The organism is Streptomyces sp. UW30 (assembly GCF_008042075.1).
Taxonomy (GTDB): domain Bacteria; phylum Actinomycetota; class Actinomycetes; order Streptomycetales; family Streptomycetaceae; genus Streptomyces.
In genome coordinates, this window is the sequence record NZ_RDBN01000027.1 from 132,242 (window position 1) to 146,620 (window position 14,379).

Annotated in this window: 15 protein-coding genes and 1 pseudogene; 7 read left to right on the plus strand and 9 right to left on the minus strand. The window is 71.3% G+C overall.

Translation table 11 applies throughout. The features are described from left to right. Positions 1-62: 62 nt before the first annotated feature. Positions 63-980 (plus strand): NAD(P)-dependent oxidoreductase, encoded by a 918-nt coding sequence (locus EAO75_RS14620; RefSeq protein ID WP_147995490.1) that lies wholly within the window; start codon positions 63-65, stop codon positions 978-980. Positions 981-983: 3 nt separating this feature from the next. Further along, positions 984-1,763 carry an enoyl-CoA hydratase/isomerase family protein gene (locus tag EAO75_RS14625; protein ID WP_147995491.1) on the plus strand — a complete coding sequence of 260 codons (780 nt, stop codon included), beginning with the start codon at positions 984-986 and terminating at the stop codon, positions 1,761-1,763. 211 nt (positions 1,764-1,974) lie between these two features. Here the strand turns inward: EAO75_RS14625 and EAO75_RS14635 are convergent, their stop codons facing one another. From EAO75_RS14635 to EAO75_RS14645, 3 genes are all read right to left on the minus strand, one after another. Beyond that, complete coding sequence (locus EAO75_RS14635; RefSeq protein ID WP_147995492.1) at positions 1,975-2,466, minus strand: VOC family protein; 492 nt, start codon at positions 2,464-2,466, stop codon at positions 1,975-1,977. Positions 2,467-2,592: 126 nt separating this feature from the next. Beyond that, positions 2,593-3,234 carry a response regulator gene (locus EAO75_RS14640; protein ID WP_147995493.1) on the minus strand — a complete coding sequence of 214 codons (642 nt, stop codon included), beginning with the start codon at positions 3,232-3,234 and terminating at the stop codon, positions 2,593-2,595. Beyond that, positions 3,231-4,436, minus strand: coding sequence for a sensor histidine kinase (locus EAO75_RS14645; protein WP_147995494.1), 1,206 nt, complete (start codon positions 4,434-4,436; stop codon positions 3,231-3,233). Before EAO75_RS14645 ends, EAO75_RS14640 begins: the two co-directional genes overlap by 4 nt. Positions 4,437-4,669: 233 nt before the next feature. Between EAO75_RS14645 and EAO75_RS14650 the strand changes: the two genes are divergently transcribed. Beyond that, a complete protein-coding gene (locus EAO75_RS14650; RefSeq protein ID WP_187284440.1) occupies positions 4,670-5,233 on the plus strand; it encodes a GlcG/HbpS family heme-binding protein in 564 nt (187 codons plus the stop codon). Positions 5,234-5,368: 135 nt separating this feature from the next. After that, a complete protein-coding gene (locus EAO75_RS14655; protein ID WP_147995495.1) occupies positions 5,369-7,141 on the plus strand; it encodes a serine/threonine-protein kinase in 1,773 nt (590 codons plus the stop codon). Here EAO75_RS14655 and EAO75_RS14660 read toward each other — a convergent pair. The 3 genes from EAO75_RS14660 to EAO75_RS14670 all read right to left on the minus strand — a co-directional run bounded on the left by EAO75_RS14660 (position 7,084) and on the right by EAO75_RS14670 (position 10,372). Continuing rightward, positions 7,084-7,575, minus strand: a complete 492-nt coding sequence (locus EAO75_RS14660) for a hypothetical protein (RefSeq protein ID WP_147995496.1) — start codon at positions 7,573-7,575, stop codon at positions 7,084-7,086. The two genes, EAO75_RS14655 and EAO75_RS14660, sit on opposite strands and share 58 nt — an antisense overlap. A gap of 89 nt (positions 7,576-7,664) precedes the next feature. Further along, positions 7,665-9,326 carry a purine-cytosine permease family protein gene (locus EAO75_RS14665; protein WP_147995497.1) on the minus strand — a complete coding sequence of 554 codons (1,662 nt, stop codon included), beginning with the start codon at positions 9,324-9,326 and terminating at the stop codon, positions 7,665-7,667. Positions 9,327-9,532: 206 nt separating this feature from the next. Continuing rightward, complete coding sequence (locus tag EAO75_RS14670; protein WP_147995498.1) at positions 9,533-10,372, minus strand: class I SAM-dependent methyltransferase; 840 nt, start codon at positions 10,370-10,372, stop codon at positions 9,533-9,535. A gap of 214 nt (positions 10,373-10,586) precedes the next feature. Between EAO75_RS14670 and EAO75_RS14675 the strand changes: the two genes are divergently transcribed. Together EAO75_RS14675 and EAO75_RS14680 are read left to right on the plus strand one after the other, a co-directional pair. Then, positions 10,587-11,594: a hypothetical protein gene (locus EAO75_RS14675; RefSeq protein WP_147995499.1), complete on the plus strand. Its 1,008-nt coding sequence runs from the start codon at positions 10,587-10,589 to the stop codon at positions 11,592-11,594. 178 nt (positions 11,595-11,772) lie between these two features. Beyond that, positions 11,773-12,210, plus strand: coding sequence for an ATP-binding protein (locus tag EAO75_RS14680; protein ID WP_147995500.1), 438 nt, complete (start codon positions 11,773-11,775; stop codon positions 12,208-12,210). A gap of 25 nt (positions 12,211-12,235) precedes the next feature. On the opposite strand, the gene EAO75_RS14685 is transcribed toward EAO75_RS14680, so the two are convergent. The 3 genes from EAO75_RS14685 to EAO75_RS14695 form a co-directional block, all read right to left on the minus strand. After that, positions 12,236-12,676: an ATP-binding protein gene (locus EAO75_RS14685; protein WP_147995501.1), complete on the minus strand. Its 441-nt coding sequence runs from the start codon at positions 12,674-12,676 to the stop codon at positions 12,236-12,238. A gap of 124 nt (positions 12,677-12,800) precedes the next feature. Beyond that, positions 12,801-13,172, minus strand: a complete 372-nt coding sequence (locus EAO75_RS14690; protein WP_147995502.1) for a PRC-barrel domain containing protein — start codon at positions 13,170-13,172, stop codon at positions 12,801-12,803. Further along, the gene (locus EAO75_RS14695; RefSeq protein ID WP_410092306.1) at positions 13,169-14,122 is read right to left on the minus strand and encodes a SigB/SigF/SigG family RNA polymerase sigma factor; all 954 of its coding nucleotides are present in this window, start codon (positions 14,120-14,122) and stop codon (positions 13,169-13,171) included. Before EAO75_RS14695 ends, EAO75_RS14690 begins: the two co-directional genes overlap by 4 nt. Here EAO75_RS14695 and EAO75_RS14700 point away from each other — a divergent pair. Beyond that, positions 14,042-14,224 (plus strand): annotated as a pseudogene (locus EAO75_RS14700) (RNA methyltransferase); the annotation flags it as partial. The gene EAO75_RS14695 and the pseudogene EAO75_RS14700 sit on opposite strands and share 81 nt — an antisense overlap. Positions 14,225-14,379 lie beyond the last annotated feature (155 nt).

Below are 14,379 nucleotides of genomic sequence, written 5' to 3' on the forward strand. Positions count from 1 at the left end.
AGCGGCCGGCGGCAACGGCCCGATCCTGGCGCGCGAGCGTGGATGAGAAGCGGCGGTGCATCGTGTACGTGGGTTTCATCGGCCTCGGCGTCATGGGACAGCCCATGGCGCTCAACCTGGCTCGTGCGGGAACGCCCCTCGTCGTGTGGAACCGCAGCCTCGACCGCAGTGATCCCCTGCGCGCCGCCGGAGCCGAGATCGCCCGGAGCCCCGCCGGCGTCTTCGAGCGGGCGCAGACCGTGATCCTCATGCTGGCCGACGAAGCCGCCCTCGACACGGTCCTCGGGCGCGGCACCCCGGACTTCGCCGCGCACGTCGCCGGCCACACCCTCGTCCACATGGGCACGACAGCGCCGGAGTACTCGGCCGCGCTCCAGGACGCCGTACGGGCAGTGGGCGGTCGCTACGTCGAGGCCCCGGTCTCCGGCTCCCGAGTCCCCGCCGAACAGGGCGAACTCGTGGCGATGCTCGCGGGCGACGACGACGCCGTCGCGGCCGTACGCCCACTCCTGGCCCCCATGTGCCGCGAGACGTTCGACTGCGGTGGCGTACCGGGCGCCCTGCTGATGAAGTTCTCGGTCAACCTGTTCCTGATCACCCTGGTCACCGGACTGACCGAGGCGTTCCACTTCGCCGGCCGGCACGGCCTCGACCAGCGTCTGCTCCGGGACGTCCTCGACGCCGGCCCCATGGCCAGCGCGGTCTCCCGGGGGAAGGCGCCCAAACTGCTGGGCCGGGACTTCGCCGTGCAGGCGGCGGCCGCCGACGTCCTGAAGAACAACCGGCTGATCGCCGAAGCAGCCCGCAAGGCCGACCTGGCGTCCCCTCTGCTCGACGTCTGTCACACGCTGTTCGGCGAGACCGTCGACCAGGGACACGGCGGCGAGGACATGGTGGCCGTACTCCATGCTCTGGAGGCCCGGACCGCGGGCCACGCACCACCCACCGTCCCGAACTCCCCGGAAACCAGCGGAGGTTGAGGAATGAGCTGGACGATCGAGCGACGCGGCCGGGTCGCCGTGGTGACCATGACGACCAATCCGGTGAACGCGCAGGGGCGGGCGTTCTTCGCCGACCTGCATGACGCGTTCGACCGGCTGGAGCGCGACCACGCCGAGTCGCCCGTGGTGCTGACCGGCACGGGCGGCCGCTTCTCCGCGGGCCTGGACCTGGGCGAGCACTTCCCCCTCTTCGCGGGTGACCGGGCAGCCGTGGGGGAGTGGTTCGCGGACTACCGGGCCACCAACGTGCGGCTGTTCACGTACCCGCGTCCGACCGTGGCGGCGCTGAACGGGCACGCGTTCGCCGGGGGCCTGATCACAGCGGCGGTGTGCGACCACCGGGTCGCGGTGGCGGAAGGGGCCAGGTTCGGGCTGAACGAGGTGCCGATCGGGATTCCGATGCCGGCGGTGTACGTGCGCATGCTCGCGTACGCGTGGGGCGAGCCGGTGGCTGCCCGCACCTGCCTGCGCGGCGAGATCTTCGGCCCGGAGCAGGCGCACGCGCTGGGGATGGTGCACGAACTGGCATCGGCCGAGGAGGTGTTGAACCGTGCCGTCGAGGTCGCCGGGACAACGCCGGAGGACTGCATCGAGCAGTACGCCTTCACCAAGCGGGCCTGCCAGGCCGCGGTGCTGCGCGACATCGCCGAACTGGCCGATCCGCTCGACGGGGAACTGCCCGCCGGGATGACGAGCGACCGGGCCCGGCATGCCCATCGACGGTACTGGCAGCAGCTCAAGGGCAGCCCCGCCCCCTGGTGAGCCATCGGCGGCCAGAAGGCCGCGCGTTCCTTGAGCAGGGTGCGTTCGGCCGGGTCGGTCGTCAGGCCGAGTGCCGGCCGGTCCGCGGTGCGGGCCTCGTCGGGGCGCTCCAGGGCGCACAGCAGATCGGCTCGGGTGGCGTGGAGCAGGTAGTAGCGGTCGAGCTCCGGGGCCAGGCCGTCCACTTAGTCCACGAACAGCAGCACGTACGTCAGGCGTCGCCTCCCTGCCCCAGCACGGCGGCCATCCGTCGCTCCAGCTCCTCGGGCGGCACGTCCTCCACATGCGTGGCCACGGTCCACCAGTGCCCGTACGGGTCCACGACGGACCCGTCCCGGTCCCCGTACAGCTGGTCCTGCGGTGCCCGCTTGAGCGTCGCGCCCAGCTCCACGGCACGGGCGACGACCGCGTCCACGTCCTCGACGTAGACGAACAGGAACGTCGGACTGCCGGGCAGACCGCCGGCGGGCGGCGCCTCGGTGCCCATCAGGCGCGTGGCGTCCTCGACGATCACGACCGAGTCCCCGATCTCGATCTCGGAGTGCAGGATGGTCCCTCCCGGACCCGGGACACGCGTCCGCTCGGTGGCTGCGAACACCTCGCGGTAGAACTCGAGCGCCTTGGCAGCGCCCTGGACGACCAGGCACGGGGTGACCCGGCGGTAGGTGTCGGGAATCGGATTCGGCGTGGCTGTCGGTGACATGGGTTCGCCTCCTTGTGCGGCTCCTGCGCAGAGCGGAATGCCCTGTCACCAAGAAGACGATCGGCGGCCCGGCGGATACGGCAGGCGCACCGACGTATTTCGGGGCCCGCCGACGGGAGCCGTCCGTCAGGGCAACAGCCGCCGTTCCTTCGCGACGGCCACCGCGCCCGCGCGGGTGTCGACACCGAGTTTGTCGTAGATGCGGCGCAGATGTGTCTTGACCGTGGCCTCGCTGATGAACAGGGCGCGGGCGATGTCGCGGTTGCCGATGCCTCGGGCGAGCTGGGCGAGGATGTCGCGTTCGCGGTCCGTGAGCGTGGGGCGGGGCCGGCGCAGGCTCGCCATGACGCGGCCCGCGACCGGGGCGGACAGGGCGGTCCGACCCTGGGCGGCGGCGTGGATCGCGGCGAACAGCTCGTCGGGGCGCTCGGCCTTGAGCAGATAGCCCGTCGCCCCCGCCTCGATGGCACGGGTGATGTCGGCGTCCGTGTCGTAGGTGGTCAGCACCAGGACGTGGGAGCGGGCGCCGGGGGAGGACGTGAGACGGCGGGTCGTCTCCACGCCGTCGATGCCCTCGCCCAGCTGCAGGTCCATCAGCACCACGTCCGGGACGAGCTTCGCGGCCAGCGCGAGCGCCTCCTCACCGGTGCCGGCCTCACCGACGACATCGATGTCCGGGGCGCTGTCGAGCAGGGCGAGCAGCCCGGCCCGTACGACGGCATGGTCGTCGCAGACCAGGATGCGCACGGGAGCGCGGTCAGGGGTCATCGGGGCGCCTCCAGGGGGACGGCCGCGGACAGGACGGTGCCTTCGCCGGGCGTGGACTCGACGGTCAGCGTGCCGCCGAGCGCGCGCAGCCGGGCCCGCATGGCGGGCAGTCCGTGGCCACGCCCGTCGTCGGGGGAGCCGGGCAGGGCGGCGGGGTCGAAGCCGTGGCCGTCGTCGGAGACGTCCAGGACGGCCGTGTCGTCGAGGACGGTGAGGGTGAGGGCGGCGTTGCCGGCGGCGGCGTGCTCGCGGACGTTGGCCAGGGCGCCCTGGGCGATCCGCAGCAGGGCCGACCGGARCCGGTCGGGCAGCTCGGGGAGACGGCCGTCGTCGTCGATGTGGACCCGTACGGTGAACTGCGCGCCGGACTCCCGGGCGGCCAGGGCACGCAGCGCCTCGTCGAGGCCCTCCCCGCGGGCGAGGTCGGCGGGCGCCAGGTCGTGCACGAAGCGCCGGGCCTCGGCGAGGTTGTGCTCGGCGACGGACGCGGCGGTGCGTACATGGGCGCGGGCCTTGTCCGGTTCGGTGTCCCACACCCGGTCCGCCGCCTGGAGCAGCATCCGCTGGCTGGACAGGCCCTGGGCGAGCGTGTCGTGGATCTCCATGGAGAGCCGCTGGCGTTCGGCGAGGGTGCCCTCGCGGCGTTCCGAGGCGGCGAGCTCGTGGCGGGTGCGGATCAGGTCGTCGATCAGGACGCGCTGGCGTGCGGTGTGCCGTTCCATCTGGAGGAAGACGGCGGTGGCCAGAGCGGCGACGGCCGGCGGCGCGAGGACCAGGTTCGGGTCGAACCGGCCCGAGAGCTGCACCTGCGCGGCGACCACGAACACGGTCAGGACCGCCACGAGAGCGAGGGCCGCGCGCGGTGGCAGCGTGCGCAGGCCCGTGTAGAACAGAGGCACGGCGCACCACGCGAAGCTGGGCGCGAGCACGACCAGGACCATCCACACCACCACGGTCAGCGCCAGCCACACCGCGTGCCGCCGGGTGGGCCGCAGACCCGTGTCGCCGGCCTTGGGACCCAGCAGGTGCAGCACCGTCAGCACGACGCACAGCGCGATGATCCACGGCGTACGCGGTTCGCCGGGATGGCGCAGCAGGAAACGGGCGAGCGCCCCGCCGAGCAGCAGGAAGAACGCCGCGTGCATCACGGCGCCGAGCCACCTGGTGTCCACGGTGCTCGGTTCGTGCGACCGGTTCCCCATCCGGGGCCGCCTCCTTCCCTGCCTGTAGGCGCTGAACTGGGCAAACACCTCCATTGTGGCCCGGTGTGGCCACGGGTGGGTCAACCGATCGGATGACCCCCGTGTCGTCCGTCCCATGTCCCCGGGGCAGCCGGAACGTCGACGGTCCGGGGCCGTTCGCGGGCCGAGGGTGGAGAGCGGACGAAGCGGGGCGGCAACCGGGCCGCCCGCCCACCGAAGGAGTCGACCGACCCATGAACCCCGTGCACAAGAAGTTCTCCCGCCGTGCCCGCGTCGCCACCGGCGGTGCCGTGCTCGCCGTCGTCGCCCTGGCGGGCTTCGGCGCGGTGTCCGCGAACGCCTCGTCGCCCGCCACGACGCCTTCGGCCGCCACCTCGGCCGCGGCCCCGGCCACCACGACCTCCACCCACCTGACGATCGATGCCGCCACCGAGGCCGCGCGGGCCGCGCTCGACGCCGCCGAGAAGGAGAACCAGCGCGTCACGGTCGCCGTCGTCGACCGCAACGGCAACACCGTCGTCACCCTGCGCGGCGACGGCGCCGGCCCGCAGTCCTACGAGTCCGCCGAGCGCAAGGCGTTCACCGCGGTCTCCTGGAACGCCCCCACGTCCCAGCTGACCGAGCGCCTCCAGCAGACCCCGAACCTGAAGGACATCCCCGGCACCCTGTTCCTCGCGGGCGGCGTCCCCGTCACCGCCGGCAACGCCCCCATCGCCGGCATCGGCGTCGCGGGCGCCCCGTCCGGCGCGCTGGACGAGAAGTTCGCGCAGGCGGGCGCACTGGCACTGGGGCGCTGACCTCCGGGCTCGGTCACCTCCCGACCAGTGGGCGGGGGCGGCACACCGCCCGGTGCCCGCCCTCGTCACCTCGCGCCAAGTGCCCCGGTCCGGGGCCGGTGAACGGTGTCGGTGGCGGCAACTAAGCTCCCGCCCATGAGTGAGGCAGACAGAGGTCCCGGCAGACGCGTGGTCGACGGGCGCTTCGAGTTGGAGGCCCGTCTCGGCGGCGGCGGGATGGGGACGGTCTGGCGGGCCAGGGACCTGGTGCTGCACAGGCTGGTGGCGGTCAAGGAGGTCCGGCCGCCCGACCGGGACCTGGCCGAATACGACCCCGAGGGCGCGCGGATGCTGCGCGAGCGTGTCCTGCGCGAGGCCAGGGCGCTGGCCCGGATCGACCATCCGAACGTCGTCACCATCCACCACATAGTCGACGGCGGCGACGGCACCTACCCGTGGATCGTCATGGAGTTGGTCAGCGGTGGCTCGCTGGCCGACCGGCTGGCGCAGGGGCCGATGCCGCCCGCCGAGGCCGCGCGGATCGGCCGGGGGGTGCTGGCCGCGCTGGCCGCCGCGCACGACACCGGCATCCAGCACCGGGACGTCAAACCCGCCAACGTCCTGCTGCGACCCGACGGCCGTCCCGTCCTCACCGACTTCGGCATCGCCGCGATCCGCGAGACGACGACCAACCTCACCGCCACCGGCTCCATCATCGGTACGCCCGACTTCATGGCCCCCGAACGCATCTCGGGGCACGAGGGCGGCGCCGCCTCCGACCTGTGGTCGCTGGCAATGATGCTGTACACCGCGGTGGAGGGGAACCATCCGCTGCGCCGGGGCAGCACCCTGGCCACCCTCGCCGCGGTCCTCAGCGATCCCGTGCCGCCACCGGTACGGGCCGGCGCCCTGGGCGATGCCCTGATGAGCGTGCTCGTGCGGGACCCGGCGGCCCGGCCGTCCGCCGCCGAACTGGACCGCCGGCTGGCCGACATCGAGTCGGGGCCGACCGGTCGGGTGGACGCGTGGAAGGAGCCCACGTCCTATCCGCTGAACCCGCCGCCCCTCTCCTCCTCCACCATCTCGCCCTCCTACCCGGGGACTTCCCCCTCGTCGACCACGTCCGTCCCGTTCGCCACCCCCGCGCCGACGGCCGCTCCGACCGGATTCGGGCCGCCGGTCCACCCCAGCGCCCTGTACGGCACGCCCCAGCCGGTCACCTCGCCGGTGCGCCCGGCACGTCGTCGTACCCCCAACCTGCCCGTCCTGCTGAGCGTCACGGGGACCTCCCTGGCCGGCGCGCTCGTGCTGGTGTGGTGGCTGGTGCCCTTCGGCGGCGGCTCGGGCGATTCGGGCGGGCGCACCCCGTCGACGACCTCGGCCCCGAACTCGACCCGGTCGTCCACCGCTTCGTCGGGCGCGTCGTCGACGGCCGAGGCCCCGGCCGCGCAGCGCTCTCCCGACGCGCAGACCGCCGGCCTGCTCACCCCGGACGGCATCCGCACCGCCATCAAGGCCCTGGAGGAGGAGACCGGCCGGGACAGGTTCGGCGACTTCACCGTCTACGAGGACTACGTGTCGGCCGAGGTGATGGTCGACGGCAGCGACACCAAGTACGACTCCTACACCTACCGCCCCGGACGAGGCGTGGAGCAGGGCATCATCAAGGGCTCCCTGTCCGGCGGCGATCAGCCCGTCACCCTCGACGGCTTCAACTGGGACGCCGTTCCCGCGCTGCTCGCCGAGGCGGACAAGAAGCTCAACGTCGAGAACCCGGACGCCCGTTACCTCATGGTGAGACAGCCCAACGACACCTTCGACACCCCGGCCGGCCTCGCCGTCTACCTCACGGACGAGTACGGGCAGGCCGGCTACCTGGAGGCGGACACCAAGGGCAAGGTGACGGACGTGCGGCCCGCAGGGGACTGACCCGCGGTCAGCCGTTCGCCGATGCGTCGCGCCTGCGGCCCCCAGAGGTCGTCGAGGCTCGTCACGGCCCCGTGCAGCTCGTGCGGGGCCACGCCACGCACGGCGTGTGCGGCCCGGGGTGACAGGCGGACCTCGACGCACTCGACCCGTTCGCCACGGATGCGGGCCGGACCGGGCCGCATCGAGGCGACGAGGCCGGTCAGGGGCCGGTGCCCGGCGGAAGCGTCCACCTCCAGCGAGGTGCCCCGGAGCCCGATGACGACGATCACGGCAGGCTGGGGGAGCACCCGCATGTCCAGCCCGGCGGCCATGCGGTCCCGGAAGCCCGCCATCCGGACGCCTTCGAGGGCCGTGCCGCCGACGGGCTGGGCGACCTCCCAGCCGTTGTCGGCATCGCGACCCGTGCGGGCCGGGCCCGATTGGTGTGTGCGCATGCCTCTACGGTCGCCGACTTCGGGCGTGCTGTCTTGGACGAAGTTCCGGCGGCCCGCCCGAGAGGGAGGGCCGCCGGAGGAACCGCGCGTCAGGCCGTGGCGGCCGGCAGCACGTGATCGCCCACCTTGTCCGTGCTCAGGCACAGCGAACAGACCACCGCGTCATGGGTGACGCAGGCGGTGAGGTCGGGGCGCTCGTACGCCTGGTGGCAGACGTGGCAGTCCAGGGTGAGCGCGCTGGGGTTGCCGTCGGCGTCCAGGAGGGGCTCGGCGATGCCGTCGTCGGTGCGGCGGAGGTAGTACCTGCCCTTGGTCACGACGGCAATGAGCGGCGTCAGGACGAAGGCGATCACCGCGGCGGCGACGGGGGAGTACGGCTGGAGCGAGTCGCCGAGAAGGTGGAAGTACATCGCGATGGACAGGCCGGAGGCGGCGACGAACGACACGACGCCGACCGGGTTGACGGCATGGAGCATGCCGCGCCGGAACTCCGGCTGGAGCGGGGACAGCTTCAGCACGTACTTGTTGACGCCGATGTCGGTGGCGACGGTGACGACCCAGGCGATGGCGCAGTTCGAGTAGAAGCCGAGGATGCTGTTGAGGAAGCTGAACATGTCGGCCTCCATCAGCGCGAGCGCGAAGGCCAGGTTGACCAGGACGAAGATCATGCGGCCCGGGTAGTGCCCGGTGACGCGGGTGAAGGAGTTCGTCCAGGCCAGCGAACCGGAGTACGCGTTCGTCACGTTGATCTTGATCTGGCTGATGACCACCAGGGCCACCGCGAGCGGGACGACCATCCAGGACGGCATCATCGCGTCGAAGGCGCTGCGGAACTGCTGGATCGGCTCGGGCGCGGCGGCCGGCCCGACCTCGGCGAGGATGTAGACGGCGAGGAAGACGCCGATGGCCTGCTTCAGCGCCCCGAGCACCACCCAGCCGGGCCCGGCCATCACCACGGCCGTCCACCAACTGCGCTTGTTCTGCTCGGTCTTGGGCGGCATGAAGCGCAGGTAGTCGATCTGCTCGCCGATCTGCGCGATGAGGGAGAGGCACACGCCCGCGCCGAGGAGTACGGACGCCGTGTTGACGCCGCCTTCGCCGTCGGTACCGGCGTAGGAGAGGAAGCGGTCGACGGTGCCGGGGTCGTTGGCGATCAGGTAGACCAGCGGGGCGACCATCAGGATCAGCCAGACCGGCGTGGTCCACACCTGGAGCTTGCTGAGCGCCTTCATGCCGTAGATGACCAGCGGGATGACCATGAGGGTGGACACCAGGTAGCCCAGCCACAGCGGGAGCCCGAGGCCGAGCTTGAGGCCCTGGGCCATGATCGAGCCTTCGAGGGCGAAGAAGATGAAGGTGAAGCTGGCGAAGATGACGCTGGTCAGGACGGAGCCGTAGTAGCCGAAGCCGGAGCCGCGGGTGATCAGGTCGAGGTCGATGTTGTAGCGGGCGCCGTAGTAGGCCAGCGGGAAGCCGGTGACGAAGATGACGACGGCGGCGACGGCGATCGCGACGAGCGCGTTGCCGGTGCCGTGTGCCAGGCCGATGCCGGCGCCGATGGAGAAGTCGGCCATGTAGGCGATCCCGCCGAGGGCGGTGGTGGCCACGACCATGGGGCTCCAGCGGCGGTAACTGCGGGGCGCGAAACGGAGGGTGTAGTCCTCCAGCGTCTCCTTGACCGCCTGGTCGGCCCCGGTCTTCGCCGGGTCGGCCGGTTCTGACGTCGTCACTCGTGACTCGGTCGTGCTCATCACGCCTCCCGGTGGGGCTGGGTGCGGGTGCTGCGGTGACGTGGGCGGCCCGGCATGGCGTCATCGGCAGGACGGGGGAGTCGACGGACCGTCATGAGGGGGTACGGCGGCCTGTATACGACGGTGATCCCACAGCCGGTCACGCTAGAAAGGTGTTGTTACCACCGAGTTTCCCTTGTCGTGAACACGATGTTTCGGGGGCGCCGTCACCGCCGGCGGGACACTGCCAGCTCGATGAGGTAGCGCTTGGTGATCCGCCCGCCGTACCGCCCGTCGATCAGCCCCGCGACGCACTCCAGCAGCCCGGCCCTGGCCTCGTCCGCAAGCGCCCGATGGCCGGAGTACGTCCGCAGCACCTCCAGGTACTCGGACGTCGTGTACGTGAGGTCCCGCTCGTGGCGGCGGAAGACCGCAGGACCGAACCGTCCGCTGCGCGCCACCTCCTGCGCATGGTCCGAGCCGACTATGTCGACGGCCGCGGGAGGCCGCAGTCCGGGTGTTGTCGCCGGATCGAACCGCTCGTAGCAGCGTTGCACCTCGACGAAGAACTCCTCGGTGCCGCCGTTCACATGCTGGGTACGCACCACCGCGAGCGCCCCAGCGGGACGCAGCGCGTCGGCGGCCTTCGCCATCCGCACGGCCAGGTCGATCCAGTGGAACGCCGTCGCCGACACGACCGCGTCGTACGGCTCCTGCGGCAGCGGCCAGTCCTCGAACCGGGCCGTCACCACGTCCGCCGCCGGGTACCCGGCCAGATTGCGGCGGGCGAGCGCGGCCATCTGCGCCCCCGCCTCGACGGCCGTGATGCGACAACCCCGCCCGGCCAGGGGCACCGTCGCCTGGCCGGTCCCGCAGCCCACCTCCAGCACGCGAGTGCCGGGGCCGACGCCGGCGAGTTCCGCGAGGTCGTCGTACAACTCGGGCGGATATCCGGGCCTGGCCCGGTCGTACAGCTCCGCGTCCTCGTCGAACGTCCGGCTCAGTCGCGCCCGCCGGGCCTCCTCGGGTCGGTCGTCGCGCTGTGCGGGCGGTGGGGTGTCGGGCATGTGGAGCAGGTTAGCGAGGTGCGGCGCCGCGCTGGTGCGGGGCGAGACTGCCCTCCTGCGGCGGTGCCGGGGATGCCCCTGCGGCAAGTGGCAGGTGGTAAAGCGCGGGTCGAAGTGAATCAGCACGCCCCGCATGTGGAGCGGGGGCCGAGGACATGCTTGGGGAAGAGAATCGTGCAGGGGAGGACACGGTATGAATCCGACAGCCCGCCTCGTGACCAGGCATTCCAGGCCGCCCGGAATCGACACCCTGAGATACACCCCGCGCAGCGGCCTCGACGCGATCCCGGACCCGCTCCACCGGGGAATGGTTGCAGCCGTCCTGGAGTCCGGTTCGGTCGACAAAATGATCGCCTTCACGGAATCCTTCGATCCGCCTGTCGACCTCGCCCAGGCCCGCAGAGACGCCGATCTGCTCGCGGCGGAGTTCGCGGCATTCGGCGTCACGGTTCCCGCCGCCACCACCCGCCACATCACGCTGATGAGGGCCCTGATGGCGCCCATCGACGACGACGCACTCGCTCTCGCGCTCGATCGAATCTGGGTGTTCACGACGTACACCGACGACGTGTGCTGCCACGACAGTGCCGAGGCCGAAGCGATCCTCCGGTCCGGCCTGCGCACCTCCCCGTCCGGATCAACTCCGCACACCCGGTACATCGAATTCATGTTCCAGGAGATCGCGCGGTTCAGTGACCCGACATTCCTCGCCGTCTACAAGAACTTCTTCCACGATGCGATCACGGGCGTCCTCATGGAGGCGGAGTTCACGCCGGAGGCAACGGACGGGATCGACAGCGACTACGTCCGCGGCTTCAACGGCTTCTCCCAATTCTGGTTCACCTCACTTCAGTTCAGCGACTCCTGTCTGAGCGCACGCTCGCACCGGGCCTTCTGGTCGGCGGTGCTGAGCCCGTGCGTCGCATTCCTGAACGACATGAACGACGTGCTCTCCTTCTACAAGGAGGCGGTGCACGGCGCAGACTTCGTCGCCGGCCGGATCTATCGCCGCTCGGTCCAGGCCGGCCTGCCCTACCTCACCGTCTACCGCGAGATCCTCGACAGCGGCATGGCGTCCTACCGCCGCATCCTCGACCTGGCCACCGAGGAACAGCGCCCGCATCTCGACCGCTACATGACCGCCTTCATCCACTGGCACTTCCGCAGCAGCCGCTACCGCTGGCAGCGCATCTACCCGGACCTCGCACCGATCGAGATCTGAGCCGGGACAGCACCCCCGGCACGCGGCCACGCCAGCACCGGTCGCCCCACTCTTCCGTCTCGTCCCGCCGGATCGCACCGGTTTCGGACGCGTAGGCGTGCTCTGCCTGGGAACCAGCAGCGGTGGGGGCAGCAACGAGTCACCGCGGCCGGAGCGCAGGGAGGCCGAAGAGGGTGTGATGGCGACCGAATCGCGTGGCGGCGGCGAACCGTCGCCCGAGGAGACGCAGAACTGGCAGGTCACGTTCGACGGGGGAGTCGGCGACGTGACGAGAGCCCGCCTGAGCGCGGAGCGGTTCCTGACAGGGCTGGAGCGGTCCTCACCACCGGCCACACCCGAGTACCGGGACGACATCGTGCTCGTCGTCACCGAGCTCGCCGCCAACGCCGTCCAGTACGCCCCGGGGCCGATCGGACTGACCCTGCGGCGGGCGTTCGACGGAGTCCACGTGACGCTCAGCGACACGAGTACGACCGCACCGGCGCCGCGCCCCTTCCACTCCGGCACCGGCCGTGGCGGCGGCATCGGCTGGTATCTCGTCCAGACGCTGTGCGACGAGGTCAGCGTGGTGGTGCGTGCGGACGGCAAGGACGTGCACGCGTTCCTGCCCTGGTGAGCCGACGGCCCGACGAACGGACCGCTCACATGAGCGGCACGAACACGGTGACGGTCTTGCCGCCCTCCCGGCGGCGCTCGATGTGGATCTCACGGGACAGGCGGATGATCAGCGGCCACCCGTATCCGCTGCCCTCGTGCGGGTGCGGAAGGGTTCCGGGGCCGTAGGCGGCCGAGGGGACGGCGTCGCTGTAGTCGTGCACGCTCAGCCGCACCCCCTCGGACAGCAGGGTCACCTCGAAGCCCGCCAGGCCGCCGCCGTGCCGGATCGCGTTGGCGACCAGCTCCGACACGACCAGCAGGAGATCCATGACGGCCGTCTCCCCGGCCCGGTGCGTCGCAGGGCGCCACGCCTCACCGACGACCGACCGTACGTAACTGCGCGCTGCCGCCGCGCTGGTGATCGCGACCGACCGGGTGCCCGCCGTACCGGTGTCCCCGTCCGGATGGCGCTCCGCCGGCTTCACGGCCGCTCGTTCGCAGCCCGCGGGACGCCCGTGAGCTGCCGGGCATCGCGGGCGCGCACCAGGTTGACTGCGGTTCCCGTCACTTCAGCTCTCCTCGCTCTGCGTGGCTGCCCCTGGGGCTCGGTTACCCGGGCGCGTCCGAATCATGGGGCAGCGTGGCGTAATAGGCACCAACGGCGGACAGGTACTCGGGATCGCGGGTCTCGCGGTCGGTGCCGAAACGGGGAGCCTCCTTGGCCTCCGCGCGGGTGCAGCGCACGGTGACCACCCGGGCCTGTGTGTCGATGCCGGTGACCAGGCCGGCCGGGATCAGCAGACTCCTGCCGAACACCCATGCGCCCGTGTCCACGATCAGGTGCTGCAGGGGGGTGTCGTCGGCCTGGCGGTCCACATGGCCGATGGTCCCGTCGGCCGCCTCGACGGTGTACCCCGTGAGCGTCCGACCCTCCTGATGACCACTGGCGGGACGGTACGACCAGATTCTGTCCGTGCTCACATCGCCTCCTTCTCGGTGTCGTTGCTGCTTCCCGCTGCGCCGGGCCGGTCGGGTCGTCCCTCCTGGGACTGATCGTCGCTCCTGCCACCGAGCGCGTCGTCGCGCACCTGTGCGCAGCACCGGCTGATGAGSCGMGAGACATGCATCTGGGAGARGCCGAGGTGGTTGGCGATGCGACTTTGCGTCATGTCCTCGAKGAAGCGCAGGTACAGGATCGTGCGCTCGCGCTCGGGCAGACGCCGCAGCCCCTCCTTCGCCGCCTCCCGGTCGACGACGACGTCGTACGCCTCGTCGCACGCGCCGATGGTGTCGGCGAGGCTGAATCCGTCGTCGCCCGACGACATCTCGGCGTCCAGGGACAGCGTGCTGAAGCTGTCCAGCGCCTCCAGCCCCGTGTTGACCTCGTCCTCGGTGAGCCCCGCGTGGGCGGCGATCCGAGCGACCGACGCAGGGGAGCCGCCCGCGGCGTCGGTCAGGTCGCGGCGTGCGACGCGGACCTTGTTGCGCAGGTCCTGGACGCGACGGGGGACCCTGAGGGCCCACATCCGGTCGCGGAAGTGCCGTTTGATCTCACCCGTGATGGTGGGCACGGCGTAGCTTTCGAAGGCCCCTCGGCCGGGCTCGTAGCGGTCTATCGCCTTGACCAGTCCCAGGGCCGCGACCTGGCGCAGGTCCTCCAGGGACTCGCCGCGGTTGCGGAAGCGGCCGGCGATGCGGTGGGCCATGGGCAGCCAGGCCTTGGCCAGTTGGTCGCGCAGCGCCTCTCGCTCGGGCCCGTGGGGCAGAGCGGCAAGGCGGGCGAAGTCGGAACGGGTGTCGGGGGCGTCGTCGTGGACGCGTCCGCCCCCGCGTGGTGCCGGCGCAGACCGGCGTCGCTGGGGGCCCGGCGGATCGCGTATGTGGCTTGCGATCCGGCTGCGTTGGCTCGGGATTTGGGGTACTTCCGGGATGGGGGGTATCGGGTGCGGACGTTGCGGGCGTTCGATCTGTTTCCGATGACGCATCATGTGGAGTGTGTGGCGATTTTGGAGCCTGCCGCGAAGGGCCTCTGACCTGCTGTTTTGTATTCCAGGTGGTCAGTTCGACTTGTTTTCGCTCGCGGAATGCGTCGACTGAGAACGGTCTGAGCTGCAACTTCAAGGGCTGGCGCGGGTCTCGCGGGCGACGTGTCGATGCTGAATGCAGAATTTTGACGCTCGGATGACGC